The sequence below is a fragment of the Variovorax sp. V116 genome (genome assembly GCF_041154435.1).
GTDB classification, from domain to species: domain Bacteria; phylum Pseudomonadota; class Gammaproteobacteria; order Burkholderiales; family Burkholderiaceae_C; genus Variovorax; species Variovorax paradoxus.
In genome coordinates, this window is sequence record NZ_AP028661.1 from 1,337,747 (window position 1) to 1,356,887 (window position 19,141).

General features: G+C 67.7%; 19 protein-coding genes and 1 tRNA gene. 15 read left to right on the forward strand and 5 right to left on the reverse strand.

Annotated features, from left to right (window positions below; all coding sequences use genetic code 11):
• The first annotated feature begins 3 nt into the window (after nt 1-3).
• From ACAM58_RS06175 to ACAM58_RS06195, 5 genes are all read left to right on the forward strand, one after another.
• Nucleotides 4-1,440 carry a cytochrome bc complex cytochrome b subunit gene (locus ACAM58_RS06175; RefSeq protein ID WP_012746350.1) on the forward strand — a complete coding sequence of 479 codons (1,437 nt, stop codon included), beginning with the start codon at nt 4-6 and terminating at the stop codon, nt 1,438-1,440.
• Between the two features lie 29 nt (nt 1,441-1,469).
• Complete coding sequence (locus ACAM58_RS06180; RefSeq protein ID WP_012746351.1) at nt 1,470-2,243, forward strand: cytochrome c1; 774 nt, start codon at nt 1,470-1,472, stop codon at nt 2,241-2,243.
• A gap of 95 nt (nt 2,244-2,338) precedes the next feature.
• Nucleotides 2,339-2,950, forward strand: coding sequence for a glutathione S-transferase N-terminal domain-containing protein (locus tag ACAM58_RS06185; protein WP_012746352.1), 612 nt, complete (start codon nt 2,339-2,341; stop codon nt 2,948-2,950).
• Between the two features lie 41 nt (nt 2,951-2,991).
• A complete protein-coding gene (locus ACAM58_RS06190; RefSeq protein ID WP_012746353.1) occupies nt 2,992-3,585 on the forward strand; it encodes a ClpXP protease specificity-enhancing factor in 594 nt (197 codons plus the stop codon).
• 55 nt (nt 3,586-3,640) lie between these two features.
• Nucleotides 3,641-3,716 (forward strand) — tRNA-Thr (locus ACAM58_RS06195).
• 85 nt (nt 3,717-3,801) lie between these two features.
• Here ACAM58_RS06195 and ACAM58_RS06200 read toward each other — a convergent pair.
• A complete protein-coding gene (locus ACAM58_RS06200) occupies nt 3,802-4,200 on the reverse strand; it encodes a YXWGXW repeat-containing protein (RefSeq protein ID WP_012746354.1) in 399 nt (132 codons plus the stop codon).
• A gap of 152 nt (nt 4,201-4,352) precedes the next feature.
• On the opposite strand from ACAM58_RS06200, the gene ACAM58_RS06205 reads away from it, so the two are divergent.
• The gene (locus tag ACAM58_RS06205; RefSeq protein ID WP_012746355.1) at nt 4,353-5,141 is read left to right on the forward strand and encodes a YoaK family protein; all 789 of its coding nucleotides are present in this window, start codon (nt 4,353-4,355) and stop codon (nt 5,139-5,141) included.
• Here the strand turns inward: ACAM58_RS06205 and ACAM58_RS06210 are convergent.
• From ACAM58_RS06210 to ACAM58_RS06220, 3 genes are all read right to left on the reverse strand, one after another.
• Complete coding sequence (locus tag ACAM58_RS06210; protein WP_062363007.1) at nt 5,116-6,129, reverse strand: SDR family oxidoreductase; 1,014 nt, start codon at nt 6,127-6,129, stop codon at nt 5,116-5,118. The genes ACAM58_RS06205 and ACAM58_RS06210 overlap by 26 nt on opposite strands.
• A 124-nt stretch (nt 6,130-6,253) precedes the next feature.
• Nucleotides 6,254-7,975, reverse strand: a complete 1,722-nt coding sequence (recJ, locus tag ACAM58_RS06215; RefSeq protein WP_012746357.1) for a single-stranded-DNA-specific exonuclease RecJ — start codon at nt 7,973-7,975, stop codon at nt 6,254-6,256.
• On the reverse strand, nt 7,972-8,916 hold the full coding sequence (locus ACAM58_RS06220) for a hypothetical protein (protein WP_244883391.1): 945 nt from the start codon (nt 8,914-8,916) through the stop codon (nt 7,972-7,974). Before ACAM58_RS06220 ends, recJ begins: the two co-directional genes overlap by 4 nt.
• A 159-nt stretch (nt 8,917-9,075) precedes the next feature.
• Here ACAM58_RS06220 and ACAM58_RS06225 point away from each other — a divergent pair, with 159 nt between their 5' ends.
• From ACAM58_RS06225 to ACAM58_RS06235, 3 genes are all read left to right on the forward strand, one after another.
• Nucleotides 9,076-10,332, forward strand: coding sequence for a lipoprotein-releasing ABC transporter permease subunit (locus tag ACAM58_RS06225; RefSeq protein ID WP_012746359.1), 1,257 nt, complete (start codon nt 9,076-9,078; stop codon nt 10,330-10,332).
• Nucleotides 10,325-11,002 (forward strand): lipoprotein-releasing ABC transporter ATP-binding protein LolD, encoded by a 678-nt coding sequence (gene lolD, locus ACAM58_RS06230; protein ID WP_012746360.1) that lies wholly within the window; start codon nt 10,325-10,327, stop codon nt 11,000-11,002. Before ACAM58_RS06225 ends, lolD begins: the two co-directional genes overlap by 8 nt.
• A 93-nt stretch (nt 11,003-11,095) precedes the next feature.
• Nucleotides 11,096-11,692, forward strand: coding sequence for an ATP-dependent Clp protease proteolytic subunit (locus tag ACAM58_RS06235; RefSeq protein ID WP_012746361.1), 597 nt, complete (start codon nt 11,096-11,098; stop codon nt 11,690-11,692).
• Here the strand turns inward: ACAM58_RS06235 and ACAM58_RS06240 are convergent, their stop codons facing one another.
• The gene (locus tag ACAM58_RS06240) at nt 11,693-12,082 is read right to left on the reverse strand and encodes a RidA family protein (RefSeq protein ID WP_012746362.1); all 390 of its coding nucleotides are present in this window, start codon (nt 12,080-12,082) and stop codon (nt 11,693-11,695) included. It abuts the gene before it with no gap.
• A gap of 184 nt (nt 12,083-12,266) precedes the next feature.
• Between ACAM58_RS06240 and ACAM58_RS06245 the strand changes: the two genes are divergently transcribed.
• From ACAM58_RS06245 to ACAM58_RS06270, 6 genes are all read left to right on the forward strand, one after another.
• Nucleotides 12,267-13,841, forward strand: coding sequence for an ABC transporter substrate-binding protein (locus ACAM58_RS06245; RefSeq protein ID WP_012746363.1), 1,575 nt, complete (start codon nt 12,267-12,269; stop codon nt 13,839-13,841).
• 29 nt (nt 13,842-13,870) lie between these two features.
• On the forward strand, nt 13,871-14,812 hold the full coding sequence (locus tag ACAM58_RS06250) for an ABC transporter permease (RefSeq protein WP_012746364.1): 942 nt from the start codon (nt 13,871-13,873) through the stop codon (nt 14,810-14,812).
• A 10-nt stretch (nt 14,813-14,822) separates the two neighbouring features.
• The gene (locus ACAM58_RS06255) at nt 14,823-15,662 is read left to right on the forward strand and encodes an ABC transporter permease (protein WP_012746365.1); all 840 of its coding nucleotides are present in this window, start codon (nt 14,823-14,825) and stop codon (nt 15,660-15,662) included.
• Nucleotides 15,662-16,699, forward strand: coding sequence for an ABC transporter ATP-binding protein (locus ACAM58_RS06260; RefSeq protein ID WP_012746366.1), 1,038 nt, complete (start codon nt 15,662-15,664; stop codon nt 16,697-16,699). The genes ACAM58_RS06255 and ACAM58_RS06260 overlap by 1 nt, the downstream gene beginning before the upstream one ends.
• 145 nt (nt 16,700-16,844) lie before the next feature.
• Nucleotides 16,845-17,822 carry an ABC transporter ATP-binding protein gene (locus ACAM58_RS06265; RefSeq protein WP_012746367.1) on the forward strand — a complete coding sequence of 326 codons (978 nt, stop codon included), beginning with the start codon at nt 16,845-16,847 and terminating at the stop codon, nt 17,820-17,822.
• Entirely contained in the window at nt 17,819-19,132 is a 1,314-nt protein-coding gene (locus tag ACAM58_RS06270; protein ID WP_012746368.1) for an amino acid deaminase, read from the forward strand. Before ACAM58_RS06265 ends, ACAM58_RS06270 begins: the two co-directional genes overlap by 4 nt.
• Nucleotides 19,133-19,141 lie beyond the last annotated feature (9 nt).

Below are 19,141 nucleotides of genomic sequence, written 5' to 3' on the forward strand. Positions count from 1 at the left end.
AACATGGCTGAATTCCACGAAATTTCCCCCAACGCGCCCGCCGGCGAGAAGCTGCTCAACTGGGTCGACAACCGCTTCCCGCTGAGCAAGCTCTGGAACGACCAGTGGGGCAAGTACTACGCACCGAAGAACTTCAACTTCTGGTACATCTTCGGCTCGCTCGCGATGCTGGTCCTCGTGATCCAGATCGTGACCGGCATCTTCCTCGTGATGCACTACAAGCCCGACGCGAACCAGGCGTTCGCATCGGTCGAGTACATCATGCGCGACGTGCCCTGGGGCTGGCTCATCCGCTACATCCACTCGACGGGCGCCTCGGCGTTCTTCATCGTGGTGTACCTGCACATGTTCCGCGGCCTCATGTACGGCAGCTACCGCAAGCCGCGCGAGCTGATCTGGGTCTTCGGCTGCGCGATCTTCCTGTGCCTGATGGCCGAGGCCTTCATGGGCTACCTGCTGCCATGGGGCCAGATGAGCTACTGGGGCGCCCAGGTGATCGTGAACCTGTTCGCGGCCATCCCGTTCATCGGCCCTGACCTCGCGCTGCTGATCCGCGGCGACTACGTGGTGAGCGACGCCACGCTGAACCGCTTCTTCAGCTTCCATGTGATCGCCGTGCCGCTGGTGCTGCTCGGCCTGGTGGTGGCCCACCTGATCGCGCTGCACGAAGTGGGCTCCAACAACCCCGACGGCATCGAGATCAAGGCCAAGCGCGGCCCCGATGGCCATCCGCTGGACGGCATTCCGTCGCATCCGTACTACACGGTGCACGACATCTTCGGCGTGGTGGTGTTCCTCACGATCTTCTCGGCCGTGATCTTCTTCGCGCCGGAAGCGGGCGGGTACTTCCTCGAGTACAACAACTTCATTCCGGCCGATTCGCTCAAGACGCCGAACCACATTGCGCCGGTCTGGTACTTCACGCCGTTCTATTCGATGCTGCGTGCAACCACCGACGACATGGTCAACGTGTTCGCGCTGATCATCGCCGCGGCCGCCGTCCTGAACTTCATCAAGGGCAAGTCGAGCATGGCCCTGAAGATCGCGCTGGTCGTCGTGGCGGCCGTGGTCATCTTCCTGCTCAAGGCCTTCGACGCCAAGTTCTGGGGCGTGCTCGTGATGGGCGGCTCCGTCATCATCCTGTTCTTCCTGCCATGGCTCGACAAGAGCGAAGTCAAGTCGATCCGCTACCGTCCGGGCTGGCACAAGTATGTCTACGGCGTCTTCGTGTTCTTCTTCCTGATCCTGGGCTACCTGGGCATCCAGGCGCCCGGCGTCTGGGGCAGCCTGGTCATCGGTTCGTTCGCGCTGGACATCGCGCAGACCATTTCCCAGATCGGCACGCTTTTCTACTTCGGTTTCTTCCTGCTCATGCCCTGGTGGAGCAGCAAGGGCGAGTTCAAGCCCGTGCCTGAGCGCGTGACCTTCGCCGCCCATTGAGAAGCCCAAGAGAGCTCGAGAGAAACACGATGAAGAAAAGCATTTCTGGCTGGCTCGCGGTTGTTGGCCTGGCCTTGGGCCTGACCTTTTCCGCAGCCGCATCGGCCGAGTCCGGCGGCATGGCCTGGGACAAGGCGCCCAACAAGACCACCGACGTCGCCTCGCTGCAGAACGGCGCCAAGCTGTTCGTCAACTACTGCCTGAACTGCCACTCCGCGGCGTTCATGCGCTACAACCGGCTGCAGGACATCGGCATTACCGAGCAGCAGATCAAGGACAACCTCCTGTTCGCCACCGACAAGGTCGGCGAGACCATGAAGGCCAACATCGACGCGCGCCAGGCCAAGGAATGGTTCGGCACGACGCCGCCCGACCTGACCCTGGTGGCCCGCTCGCGCGCCGGCCATGGCGGCACGGGTGCGGACTACCTGTACACCTACCTGCGCACCTACTACCGCGACGACACCAAGGCCACCGGCTGGAACAACCTGCTGTTCCCGAGCGTTGCCATGCCCAACCCGCTGTGGGAGCTGCAGGGCGAACGCCGTCCCGTCTACACCAAGATCTCGCAGCATGGCCACGAGACCGAAGTGTTCAAGGGCTGGGAGCAGGTGACCCCCGGCACCATGACGCCGCTGCAGTTCGACACTGCGGTCGGCGACCTGGTGAGCTACCTGCAATGGATGGCCGAGCCGGCACAGAACACGCGCATCCGCATCGGTGTGTGGGTGCTGCTGTTCCTCGTCATGTCGTTGGTCTTCGTGTGGCGACTGAACGCCTCGTACTGGAAAGACGTCAAGTAGTTCCGTCCACGCCGACCGCGCGCCTGGTGCGTGCGGTTCCACAGAGTGGGTTGCCAACGCGACCCACTCTTTTTGATTTTTAGGAGTCTCTCGCCATGATGGTCTTGTATTCAGGAACGACCTGCCCCTTTTCCCACCGCTGCCGCTTCGTGTTGTTCGAAAAGGGCATGGACTTCGAGATCCGCGACGTCGATCTCTACAACAAGCCTGAAGACATCAGCGTGATGAACCCGTACGGCCAGGTGCCCATCCTGGTCGAGCGCGACCTCATCCTGTATGAGTCGAACATCATCAACGAGTACATCGACGAGCGCTTCCCGCATCCGCAGCTGATGCCCGGCGACCCGGTCGACCGCGCGCGCGTGCGCCTGTTCCTGCTCAACTTCGAGAAGGAGCTGTTCGTGCACGTGGCCGCTCTCGAGAACCGCACCGCCAAGGGCAACGAGAAGGCGCTCGAAAAGGCACGCTCGCACATCCGCGACCGCCTCACGCAGCTGGCCCCCGTGTTCCTCAAGAACAAGTACATGCTGGGCGACAATTTCTCGATGCTCGACGTGGCGATTGCGCCGCTGCTCTGGCGCCTGGACTACTACGGCATCGACCTCAGCAAGAACGCGGCGCCGCTCCTGAAGTACGCCGAGCGCATCTTCTCGCGCCCGGCCTACATCGAAGCACTGACCCCGTCCGAAAAGGTCATGCGAAAGTAAGTAAGCTGCGTGCCTGCTTCCATCGTTTTTCGCCGCCCTTCATGATCAACGCGCTCGAGTCGTCCTCCACCCGCCCGTACCTCATCCGGGCGCTGTACGAATGGTGCACCGACAACGGGTTCACGCCCTATGTCGCGGTGCAGGTCGACGACACCGTCCAGGTGCCGCGCGAGTACGTGAAGAACGGCGAGATCGTGCTGAACATCAGCTTCGACGCGACCAGTTCGCTCAAGCTCGGCAACGATTTCATCGAGTTCAAGGCCCGCTTCGCGGGCAGTGCGCGCGAGATCGTCGTGCCCGTGGGCCGCGTGATCGCGATCTATGCGCGCGAGAACGGGCAGGGCATGGCGTTTCCCGCACCGGTACCTGCCGGCAGCGGCGCCGAGGGCGGCGGGCCGTCCCAGGCGGCCGGCGCGCCTTCTTCGCCCCAGGGGCCTGCACGCATGCCGCTGCGCGATGCGTCGCGCGGCACCGAAGGCGATGCCGGCAAGATCGTCCACCTGGTGACGGGTGAAGACGCGGACGAAATGGTCGATGCCGGCGACGACGCCGGCTCGCCCACCGACCCCACCGATGAGCCGCCGCGCCCGCCGGCAGGCGGCGGCAGCCGCCCGTCGCTCAAGCGCGTGAAGTAGCGACAGCAGGCAGCCGACGCACACCGCACCGTTAAAATCCCGCAAGTCAATCCGTGCCGCTTTAGCTCAGTTGGTAGAGCACCCGCCTTGTAAGCGGAAGGTCGTCAGTTCGATTCCGACAAGCGGCACCATATCGAACATACCGGAAAGCCCCCGTGCTGACCGGCAAGAAGGAAGCGGCGACCTGCCCGCTTCTTTCATTCCCGCGGCTGAAGATCAGCAGCGCCCCTTCTTGGCCTGTCCCGGCGGGCAGTGGTATCCGCCACCGCCAGGATGCTCTTCGGCGTGGCGATGGTGCGGCTCCGCGCGGCGCCAGTCGCCTTCCATCCACCGCCATCCGCCATCGGCCTGCACCCAGCGGCCCGGCGCATACGCATAGTCGGGCCGCGCCGCCTGCCAGTAGCCCGAGCGCCAGACGTAGGCGCGCTCGTTCCACTGCCAGTGCCCGGGCACCCACACCTGGCCGGCCCTCGGCCCCGGCATGGGTTCGTAGCGCGGCGCGGGAGGCGCCACCTGGATCAGGCCGGGCACGTTGATCTGGACCGAAACCTGCGCCGCGGCGGGCAAGGCCGAAGCCACGAGTGCGGCCGCGGCCAGGAGAGTTGAGACTTTCATTGAAACCCTTGGATGTGTGTACAGGCCTGCACAACGCAAGCCGGCGGGAAAGTGTAATCAGCACATTCCCTTGGGGGCGGCGGCCGGCGGCGTAGAACGCGGTCGATGGGCGTTCGTCCGGGTGCTAGAGTCCAAGCGCAAGTTGCACGCCGATGCGCAGACTACGCTTCCTTACCCACCGCCACCGCGCACCCTCCACCAACCGGGTGCTCGGCCTGCTGCTGGCCTTCAATGCCGGCGCCGTGAATGCGGGCGGGTTCCTGGTGCTGCACATGTACACCTCGCACATGACGGGCTTCGCATCGCAGTTTGCGGACGGGCTGGTGCTGGGCAACACCAAGCTGCTGCTCAATGCGCTGGGCGCCATCCTCGCCTTCCTGGCGGGTGCGGCGGTCTGCGCCATCCTGGTGAACTGGGGCCGCCAGCACCGGCTGCGCAGCGTCTATGCGGTGCCGCTGCTGCTGGAAGCCGCGCTCATGTTCCCGTTCGGATTGATGGGCGCTATCACGCTGACCTGGCCGACCCCGTTTGCGGTTCCGCTCACGGTGCTGCTGCTGTCCTTCATCATGGGGCTGCAGAACGCCGTCGGCTCCAAGACCTCCGGCGGCAGCGTCCGCACCACCCACATGACGGGCAACATCACCGACGTGGGCATGGAGCTGGGCAAGCTGCTCTACTGGAACCGGCATGCCACGCCGGCGCATGCGATGGTGCGCCACAACCGCCGCCGGATGCAGATGGCGGGCGGGCTTGTCGGCATGTTCGTGCTGGGCGGCATCGTCGGCGCGCTGGGCTTCAACTACATCGGCTTCGTCTGCGTGGTGCCGCTGGCGGCGCTGCTGCTGGCCATCTCCATCCCGCCGCTCATGGAGGACGCGCCGCGCTCCAGGCCGCTGCAGAAGCTCTTGGCCGCCTTCAGACGGCGCCCACGCTGCCCGTGACCGGCAGCACGATGCCGGTGATGTAGCTGGCGCAGCTCGGCGCGGCCAGGAACACGTAGGCAGGCGAGAGCTCTTCCGGCTGCGCCGGCCGTTGCAGGTCGGTGTTCTTGCCGAAATCCTTGATCTTCCCGGACGGGCTGTCGGCGGGATTCAAAGGCGTCCACACCGGCCCGGGCGCCACCGCATTCACGCGGATACCCTTGGGCAGCAAGTTGCTGGCCAGCGACTTGGTGAACGCGTGGATCGCGCCCTTGGTGGTCGAATAGTCGAGCAGGTGCGCGCTGCCCTCCAGGCCCGTGACCGAGCCGGTATTGATGATCGAGGCGCCCTGGCCCAGGTGCGGAACCGCGGCGCGCGCCATCTGGAAATAGCCGAAGACGTTGGTCCGAAGCGTGAGTTCGAAGCGCTCGTCGGTGATGTCCTCGATGGACGCCGCATGCAGCTGGAAGGCCGCGTTGTTCACCAGGATGTCGAGCTTGCCGAAGGCCCCGATGGTCTGGTCGACCGCGTCGCGGCAGAACGCCGGATCGCAGACGTCGCCCTTGACGAGGATGCAGCGTGCGCCTTCCGCCTCCACGTGGCGCCGGGTTTCCTCGGCGTCCTCGTCTTCGTCGAGGTAGGCGATGGCGACGTCGGCGCCTTCACGGGCATAGAGCAGCGCCACGGCGCGCCCGATGCCGGAATCGCCGCCGGTCACCAGGGCCGCCATGCCCTCGAGCTTGCCGCTGCCCTTGTAGTCCGGCGCTTCGAAGCGCGGGCGCAGCGCCATCTCGGCCTCGAGCCCGGGCTTGCTCAGGTGCTGCGCCGGCAGGGGATTGACCGGCTGCGAGCGCGGCCCGGCCTGCGCGGGCTGGCTGGACTTCTTGGCGGCGGGCTTGGCGCTGTCCTTTGCGTCCTGCGTGCGCTGGACGGTCCGCTGCTTGGCGGCGGTGTGCGCGCTTGCGCCGGACCGGGTGGATTTTGCGGGGGATGCGGTGGTCGATTTCATGTGCGTGGGCTCCTGCATGTGAAAGGCAACCGTAGAACGCCGCCGCGCGGCCCGCGTAGGAATCCGTCCCGAATGCACGCCCACCGAAGCTGACCCGGGGATTTCCGAGCCGAGCTGTGGCGAGCTAGATCTCAGCGCCTTCGACAAGGAAGCGCACCCGGCGCACACCCTGCCATTCGTCGGCATCGAGCCTGAAGGCGAGCTTCACGCGCGCGGGCAGCGGCTCGGTGTGGCCGAACCAGATGCCGTCGACCGGCTGTCCCTGGTGCCGCAGCTTGAGCGCCAGGTGCTTCTCGCCCACGAGGCGCTGCGACACCACTTCGACTTCCTCGCTGAAGGTGGGCGGCGCGAAGCCCTGGCCCCACACCTCGCGGTGCAGCGTGTCGACCAGGTCGATGCGCATGTACTCGCGCGCGATCGGCCCATCCGTTTCGATCTGGCGCGTGAGCGCGGAGGCGGCCAGCCATTCATGTGCGACCTCGGCCAGCGCGCGCTCGAACACCTCGAACTTCTCGCGCGCCACGGTGCAGCCGGCAGCCATGGCATGGCCGCCGAAGCGCAGCAGCACGCCCGGATGGCGCTTGGCCACAAGGTCGAGCGCATCGCGCAGATGGAAGCCCGGGATCGACCGGCCCGAGCCCTTGAGCTCGTGCTCCTTGCCGGGCGCGCCGCTGGCGGCAAAGACGAAGGTCGGGCGGTGGAAGCGGTCCTTGATGCGCGAGGCCACGATGCCGACCACGCCTTCGTGGAAGTCGGCATCGAACACGCTGATGGCTGCGGGCGGCGCCTCGCTGCCGTCGGCGGTGGCACCGAACAGCGATTCGGCCAGCAGCAGCGCCTGGTCGCGCATGCCGCCCTCGATGTCGCGCCGCTCGCGGTTGATGCCGTCGAGCATGCGCGCGAGTTCGTCGGCGCGGCCGGCATCGTCGGTCAGCAGGCATTCGATGCCCAGCGTCATGTCGGCGAGCCGGCCGGCCGCGTTGATGCGCGGGCCGAGCGCAAAGCCGAAGTCGAAGGTGGTGGCCACCGCGGCGTTGCGCCCCGCGGCCTTGAACAGCGCCGCGATGCCCGCGGGCAGCGCGCCGGCGCGGATGCGCCGCAGGCCCTGTGCCACCAGGCGGCGGTTGTTGGCGTCGAGCTTCACCACGTCGGCCACGGTGCCGAGCGCCACCAGCGGGAGCAGCACGTCGAGCTTGGGCTGCGCGGCCGCGCTGAAGACGCCGCGCGCGCGCAGCTCGGAGCGCAGCGCCAGCAGCACGTAGAACATCACGCCGACACCGGCGATGCTCTTGCTCTCGAAGCTGCAGCCGGGCTGGTTGGGATTCACCAGCACGTCGGCGGCCGGCAGCTCGGGGCCGGGCAGGTGGTGGTCGGTCACCAGCACCTGCAGGCCGCGCGCCTTGGCGGCGGCCACACCCTCGACGCTGGCGATGCCGTTGTCGACGGTGATCAGCATGTCGGCGCCACTGTCGGCCACGCGCTCGGCAATCGGCGGCGTGAGGCCGTAGCCGTCGACCACGCGGTCGGGCACCAGGTAGCTCACGTTCTTCGCGCCGAGCAGGCGCAGGCCGCGCACCGCGACGGCGCAGGCGGTGGCGCCGTCGCAGTCGTAGTCGGCCACGATGCACAGGCGCTTGTCCTGCGCCATCGCGTCGGCCAGCAGCACCGCGGCCTCGCGCGTGCCGTGCAGCGTGTCGGGCGGCAGCAGGCGCGCCAGGCCGTCGTCGAGCTCGTCCTTGGCCAGCACGCCGCGCGCGGCGAACAGGCGGGCCAGCAGCGGATGCACGCCGGCCTGCTCGAGCGCCCAGACCGTGCGGGGCGGAATTTCGCGGGCAATGATCTTCACAGGGCCTCCAGCACGCTGGCGGCGCGCGGCCGGTCGAACAGGCTTCGGGCCCAGCCCACCAGCCCGCGCGGCTGCACCGCATGGCGCTGCGCGGTGCGGTCGCCGCACAGCGTGAGCGTGACGTCGGCACCGGCGGTGTAGGCGGCCAGCAGGCCGGCGACGGGGCCTGCGTCCAGCGCCTGCCAGGCTTCGGCCCAGCCCAGGCCGTCGTCGCGCAGGGCGGCCACGCGCAGCGTGTCGCTCACCGTGGGCGCGGCGGTGCCGGCCGGGGGAACGCCGGGCTCCAGGGCGCCGGTGCCGCTGAGCCAGAAGGAATTGATCGGCGGCACGCCGCGCGCGGCGCGGTCGTCGTTCACGCGCTGGGTGTAGAGCAGCATCTGCATTTCGTTCTGGAGGCGGCGCAGCGGCCGTGCGGCTTCGGCCAGCGGCGACCACTGCGAGATCGGGTGGCCCACCGCGCGGTCGATGGAGGCCGTGGCCAGTCCCGCGAAGATGTGCGCGCGCGCGAGCCAGCGGCCGGGTGTGGGGGAGGGGTGCAGCGCGATGCCGTCTTCCTCGAAGAAGGGATGGGCGGCGGCCAGCAGCGCGGCCGATTCGGCAGCATCGATCTCGATCGCGGCCGGGTCGCCCAGCACCACGTCGTCGATGCCCACCTGCCAGTTGCACAGCGAGACCAGGCCCCAGCCTTCGCGGTCGCCGGGTTCGGCAATGCCGGCCTGCCGGGCTTCCAGCGCGGCCCAGGGAATGCAGCCGTCGGCTGCGGAAATGCCCAGCGCCCGGGCCAGCGCGCGTTCATGGGGCGGCGAGCGCGTGCTTTCGTCCTGCGTGTCGGCCTCCGCGAGCGAGAGCCGCGAGAGCAGCGCTTCGAGATTGGGAAGCCGGAGCGCGGGCAGTGCCGCGCGGCACACCGGGGAACCGCGGCCGGCAAAGGGGATCAACAAGTGACGGGAGGAAGGTTCGGCCATTCCCCCTATTGTCCGGGATGCTAGGATGAAACGCCCCCCGAAGCGCCTTCGGCGCCTCCCCCCACTGGGGGGCGCACCCAGCGGCCCGGCAAAGCCGGTTCCGCGGGTGCACCCGGCTGAGCTCAAACTGAAAATATGCGACTTCCTTATGAACTGAAGCTCGGCTGGCGCTACACGCGCGCAGGCCGGGCGACGCGGCGCAACGGCTTCATCTCGTTCATCTCCGGCGTGTCGATGCTCGGCATTGCATTGGGGGTGGCGGCGCTGATCATCGTGCTCAGTGTGATGAACGGCTTCCAGAAGGAGGTGCGCGACCGCATGCTCGGCGTGGTGTCGCACATCGAAATCTTGTCGCGCGACGGCCAGGCGCTGCCCGACATCGACGCCATCACGGCCGCCGCGCGCAAGAACCCCGAGGTGGTCGGCGCCGCGCCCTTCATTGCCACGCAGGCGCTCATTGCGCGCGGCGAGGACATGAAGGGCACGCTGGTGCGCGGCATCGTGCCCAGGCTCGAACCCGAGGTGACCGACATCGCCACGACGGCGCAGAAGGGCACGCTCGACAAGCTGGTGCCGGGCGAGTTCGGCATCGTGCTTGGCGGCGAACTCGCGCGCTCGCTGTTCGTGCAGCCGGGCGACCAGGTCACGCTGGTGGCGCCGGGCGGTCAGGTCACGCCCGCCGGCGTGGTGCCGCGGCTCAAGCAGTTCACGGTGGTGGGCACCTTCGATTCGGGCCACTACGAATACGACTCGGCGCTGGCCATGATCCATGCGGAAGACGCCCAGCGCGTGTTCCGGCTCGAAGGCCCGACCGGCATCCGCATCAAGCTCAAGGACCTGAACGAGGCGCGCGAAGTGGCCGACCAGATGGCCGTCACGCTGCCGGGCCAGTTCCTCATCCGCGACTGGACGCGCCAGAACAAGACATGGTTTGCGGCCGTGCAGGTCGAGAAACGCATGATGTTCATCATCCTCACGCTCATCGTGGCGGTGGCGGCCTTCAACCTGGTGTCCACGCTGGTCATGACGGTGACCGACAAGCGCGCGGACATCGCCATCCTGCGCACGCTGGGCAGTTCGCCGCGCAGCATCATGGGCATCTTCGTGGTGCAGGGCGCGATGGTCGGCGTGATCGGCACGGTGGCCGGGCTGCTGCTGGGGCTGGGCATTGCCTACAACATCGACGTGATCGTGCCGGCGCTCGAACAGCTCTTCCACGCGAGCTTCCTGCCCAAGGACATCTACCTGATCAGCAAGATGCCGAGCGATCCGCAGCGCGGCGACATCATGCCGATCGCGATCATTTCACTGGTCCTGGCTTTTCTTGCAACGCTGTATCCCAGCTGGCGCGCGAGCCGCGTCAACCCTGCCGAGGCATTGCGCTATGAGTGACGTGGTTCTCAAGGCGCGCGGCCTCACCAAGCGCTTTCACGAGGGGCGCATCGACCTCACGGTGCTGCACGGCGTCGACCTGGACGTGCGCGCCGGGGAGACGCTGGCCATCGTCGGCGCCTCGGGCTCGGGCAAGAGCACGCTGCTGCACCTGATGGGCGGGCTCGATGCGCCCACCGCCGGCAAGGTCGAGCTGCTCGGCAAGGACATCGCGCATGCCGACGCGGCCGAGCAGGGACGGCTGCGCAACCTGCACCTGGGCTTCGTCTACCAGTTCCACCACCTGCTGCCCGAGTTCAGCGCGCTTGACAACGTGGCGATGCCGCTGAAGATCCGGCGCATGGATTCCGCACAGGCGGCGGCCTCGGCCACGAAGATCCTCGAAAGCGTGGGCCTGGGCGAACGCCTGCACCACCGGCCGGCCGAGCTCTCGGGCGGCGAGCGCCAGCGCGTGGCCATTGCGCGCGCGCTGGTCACGCAGCCGGCCTGCGTGCTGGCCGACGAGCCCACGGGGAACCTCGACCGCAGCACGGCGGACACGGTGTTCGCGCTGATGATCGAGCTCGCGCACAAGCACCGCACGGCCTTCGTGATGGTCACGCACGACCAGGAACTCGCAAAGCGCTGCGACCGCGTGCTGCAACTGGTGGCGGGACGTCTGGCGGGTTGAGTCGATGCCGCTTGCCACGCGTGCATGCAATGTCGGCGAAACTGTCTGTCTGTTCGGCAGGATGCCGTTCAATCACAGGAGTGCTTCTTGATCATGGAAACCGACGACGACACCCCACCCGCGGCCACCGCCGAGCCGCGCAATTCGTACCTCGAGGAAAAAGCCTTCAAGTCGCGCACGCTGCTGATCTTCGGCAGCATCACCGATTCGGTGGCTGCCGACGTGACGCGCAGGCTCATCGCGCTCGATGCCGACAGCGGCGACAAACCCATCGACATCCTGGTGAGCTCGCCCGGCGGCCACCTGGAGTCGGGCGATGCCATTCACGACATCGTGCGCTTCATCTCCGCGCCGGTGAACATGATCGGCACCGGCTGGGTGGGCAGCGCCGCCACGCACCTGTACCTGGCGGTACCGCGCGAGCGGCGCGTGTGCCTGCCGAACACGCGCTTCCTGATCCACCAGCCCAGCGGCGGCGCGGGCGGGCAAGCGACCGACATCGCGATCCAGGCGCAGGAAATCATCAAGGCCCGGCACCGCATCGCGCACGAGATCGCGCGGGAAACCGGCAAGCCGATCGACGTGGTGCTGGCCGACATCGAGCGCGACCGCTGGCTCTCGGCCGCGGAGGCGGTCGAGTACGGCCTGGTCTCGCGCATCATCCAGCGCAAGACCGAGCTGCACGCCTGATCAGGCCTTGGGCTTGTAGGCCACCACGTCGATCTCGACCTTGGCGTCGACCATCAGCCGCGCCTCGGTGGTCGAGCGCGCCGGCTTGTTGTCACCGAAGTAGCTCATGTAGATGCGGTTGAAGGCACCAAAGTCGCGCGCGTCCTGCAGCCAGACGGTGCTCTTGCAGACGTCGTCGAGCGTGGCGCCGGCCAGCGCCAGCACCTTCTTCAGGTTTTCCATCACCTGGCGCGTCTGCGCCTCGATGCCGCCCCCCACGATCTCGCCCTCGGCATTGGCCGGCACCTGGCCCGACACGTAGATGAAATCGCCGGCGCGCACGGCCGGGGAGAAGGGGCGGGCCTGGCGGTCCGAGGCGATGGGCGGGGCGCCGAGGTATTCGAGCGGCATGGGAGGACTCCTGAAAGGATTGAAAGAAAAGCAGATCGCAAGTATCGATCCAATCTGAAAATTTGTTTCAGAAAAACCCACAAACAAGGGTTAACACGGATGATTTGGCATGGATAGTGCTTCAAAGTGCGGGCCGAAAAGAAAATTTCTTTCACAATTTGCCTGCCCCACGAAGGAGTTCCCCATGTCTCACGCCGGTCTTGTCCAGTGCCTGCCGAAGCTGTCGAAACGCAGCCTGCTGGCTGCCTCCCTGCTCGCCATGCTGTGTGCCGCGCTGCCTTCCCAGCCTGCGCATGCCCAGGGGCCGCGCAACTTTGCCACGCTGGCCATGGTGGCCGAACCGCAGACGCTCGACCCGATGGCGTCCACGGCCGACCTGGTCGGAACCATCATGCAGCACGTGTACGAGACGCTCTACACCTTCGACGCCAAGTGGAACGTGGTGCCGATGCTGGCCGAGAGCAGCCCCAGGATCTCGGCCGACGGCAAGACCTACGCGATCACGCTGCGCAAGGGCGTGATGCTGCACAACGGCCGCGAACTCAACGCCGACGACGTGGTGGCCAGCCTGCAGCGCTGGATGGACCAGTCGCCGCGCGGCAAGGCCGTGGGCAAGGAAGTCGAGAGCCTCAAGGCCAAGGGCCCGCTGGGCGTGGAGATCGTGCTGAAGGCGCCGTATGCGCCACTGCTCTCGCAGCTCGCGCTGCCCAGCGGCATGGCCGCCATCATGGCGAAGGATTCCATCGCTTCGCCGCTCAAGGATTTCGTCGGCACCGGCCCCTACAAGTTCAAGGAGCGCCGCCCCGACCAGTTCGTGCTGCTCACGCGCTTCGACAAGTACGCGGCGCGCAAGGAACCCGCGAGCGGCTACGGCGGCAAGCGCGAGGCGGCCATCGAGGAGCTGCGCTTCGTGCCGGTGCCCAATGCCAGCACGCGCGTGGAAGGCGCACTGGCCGGCCAGTACGACTTTGCCGACCTGCTGCCGGTCGAAGCGCTGCCGCGCCTGGAGAAGTCGGGCGGCAAGACCGTGCCGATCATGACGCCGTCGTTCGGCTTTCCGTACCTGGTGCTCAACACCAAGGAAGGCGTGGCTTCCAACCAGGCCGTGCGCCAGGCGATCCAGTCGGCGCTCGGCGAGGGCGAGATGCTCGCCGCGGGCTTTGGCGACACGCGCTTTTTCGTGGCCGAAGGCAACCACTTTCCCAAGGGCTCGCCGTTCTATTCGACCGCGGGCACCACGCTCTACAACGAGCGCAACGCCGCCAAGGCCAAGGAGGCCGCGGCCAAGGCCGGCTACAAGGGCGAGCCGATCCGCGTGCTCACCAGCCGCCAGTACGACTTCCACTACAACATGTCGCTCCTGATGGCCGAGCAGCTCAAGCGCGCCGGCTTCAAGGTCGACCTCAACGTGGTCGACTGGGCCACGCTGGTGCAGCGCCGCAACGACCCGAAGCTGTGGGACATCTACGTGACCCATTCGGGCCAGTTCCCCGAGCCGATGCTCTCGCCGCCGCAGCTGGGCGACGGCGCGCCGGGCTGGTGGGACTCGCCCGCCAAGAAGTCGGCGCTGCAGGCCTTCAACGTCGAGAGCGATCCGGCCAAGCGCGGCGCGCTGTGGGGCAAGGTGCAGCAGGTGGTCTATGAAGAAGTGCCGTACATCAACGTCGGCAAGTTCAACGGCCTCTCGGCCAAGAGTCCGGCGCTGGACAACTACCAGCCCGCGACCTGGCCGTTCTTCTGGAACGCAAGGATCAAGTAAACCCCCGCCCCGCCACGGAACCGCCCCCCATGTTTCGCTATCTTGCTTCCCGCGCCGCCGGCATGCTCGTCGTGCTCGCGATCGTGGCGGTGCTCGTCTTCGTGCTCACGCGCGCGGCCTCGGGCGATCCGGTCTCGGTGCTGCTGGGCGACCAGGCGACGGCCGCCGACATCGCGCGCGTGCAGAAGGAATACGGCCTCGACAAGCCGCTGCCCGTGCAGTTCGGCTACTGGCTGCGCGAAGTGCTGCAGGGCAACCTCGGCACCTCGATCTTCCTGCAGCGGCCGGTCACGCAGGCGCTGTGGGAGCGGGCCGAACCGACCACGCTGCTCGCGCTGATGGCCGTGGCCATCGCGGCGCTGATCGGCGTGCCCTGCGGCATCGTCTCGGCGGTGTTCCGCGGGCGCGTGGTCGACCAGCTCTTCACCGGCATTGCGATGCTGGGCGCCAGCATTCCGAGCTTCTGGCTCGGCATCGTGCTGATCCAGATCTTTGCGGTGTCCTTCGGCTGGTTTCCTGTCTCGGGCTACGGCGCGCCCGATGCGCCGTTCGCCGAACGCTTGCATGCGCTGGTGCTGCCGGCCACGGTGCTGGGCCTCTTGAACTCGGCGCTCATCATCCGCTTCACGCGCGCTTCGATGCTCGACGTGCTCGGCGAAGACTATGTGCGCACCGCGCGTTCCAAGGGCCTGAGCGAAAGCACCGTCGTGCTCAAGCATGCGCTGCGCAATGCGCTGGTGCCCATCGTCACGGTGATCGGCCTCACGGTCGCGCTGATGATCGGCGGCGCCGTCATCACCGAGACCGTGTTCGGGCTGCCGGGTGTCGGCAACCTGGTGGTGAGCGCGGTGCTGCGGCGCGACTATCCGGTGATCCAGGGCGCGCTGCTCGTGATTGCGGCGATCTACGTGCTGATCAATTTCTCCATCGACCTGCTCTACGCCGTCGTCGATCCGCGCGTGAAAGTCTGAGGGAACAAGAATGCAAATGCCACGAATGCTCCGCCAGCTGATGCACCGCCGCATCGTGATGGTCTCCGCGCTGGTGCTGCTGGTCATTGCGGTGCTCGCCATCGGCGCGCCGCTGTTCGCCTCCATCGATCCCAATGACACCGCCGTGCTGCAGCGCCTGAAGGGCCCGAGCGCCGAGCACCTGCTGGGCACCGACGAGCTCGGCCGCGACATGTATTCGCGCATCGTCCACGGCGCGCGCTACTCGCTGGCCATCGCGGCGCTCACTGCGCTGGGCGCGGTGGTTGCGGGCACGGTGCTGGGCCTCTTGGCCGGTTTCTTCCGACGGCTCGATACGCCGCTGATGCGCGTGGTCGACGCGATGATGTCCTTCCCCGACATCCTGCTGGCGATTGCGCTGGTGGCGATCCTCGGGCCTTCGCTCATCAACACCGTGCTCGCGCTGGTGCTGGTCTACACGCCGCGCGTGGCACGGGTGGTGCGTGCCTCGACGCTGGTGGTGCGCGAGCTGCTGTTCGTCGAGGCGGTGCGCGCGCTGGGTGTGCGCACCTCGCGCATCCTGTGGCGGCACATATTGCCGAACCTGATGTCGCCGATCCTCGTGCAGGTGTCGTTCATCTTCGCCTACGCGATCCTGGCCGAGGCGGGGCTCTCGTTCCTGGGCGTGGGCGTGCCGCCCGAGATTCCGACCTGGGGCACCATGGTCGCTGGCAGCCAGCAGTACGCGCACCAGGCCTTCTGGGTGGTGCTGTTCCCGGGGCTCGCGATCATCTTCACCGCGCTCTCGCTGCAGCTGCTGGGCGACGGCGTGCGCGACCTGCTCGACCCCAAGCTCAAGAAGACCCTGTGATGACGAACGCCACGAACACCCCGCGTCTCACGGTCAGCAACCTGAGCACCAGCTTTCCCACCGAGGACGGCCTGATCCGTTCGGTGGCCGATGTGAGCTTCTCGATCCAGCCCGGCAAGACCACGGCGCTGGTCGGCGAATCGGGCTCGGGCAAGTCGGTGACCAGCCTCACGCTGATGCGCCTGTTGCCCAAGACCGCGAACGCGCAGGTCAGCGGCTCGGCTTCTTTCGTGACCCGCGAGGGCAAGACGCTCGACCTGCTGCAGATCGGCGAACGCGAGATGCGCAGCCTGCGCGGCAACCAGCTGTCGATGATCTTCCAGGAGCCGATGACCAGCCTGAACCCGGTCTTCACCATCGGCGAGCAGATTGCCGAAAGCGTGCGGCTGCACAAGGGCCTGGACCGCAAGGCGGCCATGGCCCATGCGCTGCGCATGCTGGAGCTGGTGGAAATTCCCGCGGCCGCGCAGCGCATCCACGAGTACCCGCACCAGCTCTCGGGCGGCATGCGCCAGCGCGTGATGATCGCGCTGGCCATGGCCTGCGATCCGACGCTGCTGATTGCCGACGAGCCCACCACCGCGCTCGACGTCACCATCCAGGCGCAGATCCTCGAGCTCATGCGCCGGCTGCAGGCCGAGACCGGCATGAGCATTCTCTTCATCACCCACAACCTCGGCGTGGTCGCGCACCATGCGGACGACGTGGTGGTGCTCTATGCGGGCCGCGTGGTCGAGAGCGCGCCCGTGCGGCCGCTGTTCGCGCAGCCCGAGCATCCGTACACGCAGGGCCTTTTGGCCTGCCTGCCGGGCAAGGCGCGGCTGCCGGGGCAGCCCAAGCCCAAGCGGCTGTTCGCGATCCGCGGCCAGGTGTCGAGCCCGCTGGCACCGCCGCCGGGCTGCGCCTTCGAGCCGCGCTGCGACCATGCGCTGGCGGGCTGCAGGGAAGCGATTCCGCCGCTGATCGATATCCGACCGGGCCGGCAGGCGCGCTGCATTCGCGTGCAGCCGGATGCTCAACTTGCGAGGGTGGCATGACGAGCGCGCTGCTCCTTTCTTGCTCCCTCCCCTCCCGGGGGAGGGCCGGGGTGGGGGCACGCGGCCGTTCCATCGTTGCGACGCTCTCCACCGCCCAGAGCCCCCACCCCAACCCTCCCCCGGAAGGGGAGGGAGAAAGCCTACGATGACCACCGCCGCTCCCCTCATCGAAGTCCGCGGACTCAAGAAATACTTCGGCGCCAGCGACCGCCCGGTGCGCGCGGTCGACGACGTGTCTTTCGCGATCCAGCCCGGCGAAACGCTGGGCCTGGTCGGCGAATCGGGCTCGGGCAAGAGCACCATCGGCCGCACCGTGCTGCGCCTGGTCGAGCGCACCGAGGGCCAGGTGCTCTACCGCGGCGACGACATCGGCGCGCTGTCGGGCGAACGCATGCGCCGGCTGCGCAGCAAGCTGCAGATCATCTTCCAGGACCCCTATGCGAGCCTGAATCCGAAGATGCGCATCAGCGCGATCCTCGGCGAGGCGCTGTCCACGCACGGCCTGCACAAGGGCGCGGCGGCGCGCGACAAGCGCATTGCCGAGCTGCTCGAAACCGTGGGCCTGCGCGCCGAGCATGCCAGCCGCTTCCCGCACGAGTTCTCGGGCGGGCAGCGCCAGCGCATCGGCGTGGCGCGCGCGCTGGCCGTGGAGCCCGAGTTCATCGTGGCCGACGAGCCGCTGTCGGCGCTCGACGTGTCGATCCAGTCGCAGGTCATCAACCTGCTGGCCGACCTGCGCGAGCGGCTCGGCCTCACCATGCTCTTCATCTCGCACGACCTCGACGTGGTCGAGTACCTGTGCGACCGCGTGGTGGTGCTGTACCTCGGCAAGGTGATGGAAGTGGCGACCACCGACGAGCTGTTCGCGCGGCCTTCGCATCCCTACACGCAGGCGCTGCTGGCCGCGAGCCCGAAGCCCGACCCGACGCTTGCCACCGAGCGCATCGCGCTCAAGGGCGATATCCCGAGCCCGATCTCGCCGCCCTCGGGCTGCGTGTTCCGCACCCGCTGCCCGCACGCCATCGAGGCCTGTGCGCAGACGGTGCCGCCGCTCGACGAGATTTCCGCCGGACACTACAGCGCCTGCATCCGAAAAGAGCTGCTCTCCAACATTGCCGCATGAACACCATGACCGACACCACCGCCGACCCGGAATTCAACGACCCGCTGCTGGGCAGCAACTTCAAGGGCTACCCGCGCACCCAGCCGCCGCGCCGCCGCAGCGAAGTCGGCGCCGCGGGATGGAACGTGCTCGCGGGCGACCTGCCGCTGCCGCTGGCCGTACTCAAGCGCGAGGCGCTCGAGCACAACCTGGCCTGGATGCAGTCGCGCGTACGCGCCTGGGGCATCGACCTGGCGCCGCACGGCAAGACCACCATGTCGCCGCAGCTCTTCCGGCGCCAGCTCGACGCCGGCGCCTGGGGCCTGACCTTCGCCACCGTCACGCAGCTGGCGGTGGGCGTGGCCGCCGGCGCGCGCCGCACGCTCATCGCCAACCAGGTGGTGAGCGACGAAGACCTGGCCGGCATCCAGCTGCTGCTGCACGCGCACGCCGACTTGCGCGTGGTGTTCCTGGTCGATTCGCTCGCGCAGCTCGCATTGATCGAGGACTGGTCCAAGCGCCATCCCGAGAGCGTGCCTTTCGAGGTGATGCTGGAGATCGGTGTGGAGGGCGCACGCACCGGCTGCCGCACGCATGAGGAAGCCGTGGCGCTTGCCACGCGGCTGCGTGCCAGCGATGCGGCCAAGCTCGTGGGCATCGAAACCTACGAAGGGCAGGGCGCCACGGGTTCCAGCGAAGCCGACGCGGCCTACGCCAGCGCGCTGATGGACCGCGTGGAAGCCATCGCGCGCCATTGCGACACGCAGCAATTGTTCGAGACCGACGAGGTGCTGGTCTCGGCCGGCGGCTCGGCCATCTTCGACCTGGTGGCGGGGCGCCTGAAGCCCGCGCTGGGTTCGCCGGTGCGCGGCCTGCTGCGCTCGGGCTGCTATGTGACGCACGACCACGGCTTCTACAAGCGCATGGTGAGCGCGGTGGACGAGCGCCTGGGCTGCGATTGCGGCGAGAGCCTGCGCCCCGCGATGGAGGTGTGGGCCACGGTGCAGTCGCGGCCCGAGCCCGGCCTGGCGATCCTGGCCGTGGGCAAGCGCGACATTTCCTTCGACCTGTCGATGCCGGTGCCCATCGCACGCGCCGCACGCGGCATGCTCGAAGCGCAGGCGGTGCCCGCCGGCTGGAAGATCACCGCGCTCAACGACCAGCACGCCTACCTGCGCTGGGACGCCGCCGAAGAGGCGCAGGCCCCCGTGGTCGGCGACCGCGTGGGCCTGGGCATCTCGCACCCCTGCACCACCTTCGACAAATGGCACTGGATGCCGGTGGTCGAAGAGAACTACCGCGTGAGCGACGCCGTCGCCATGCATTTCTGAACCCGCCGC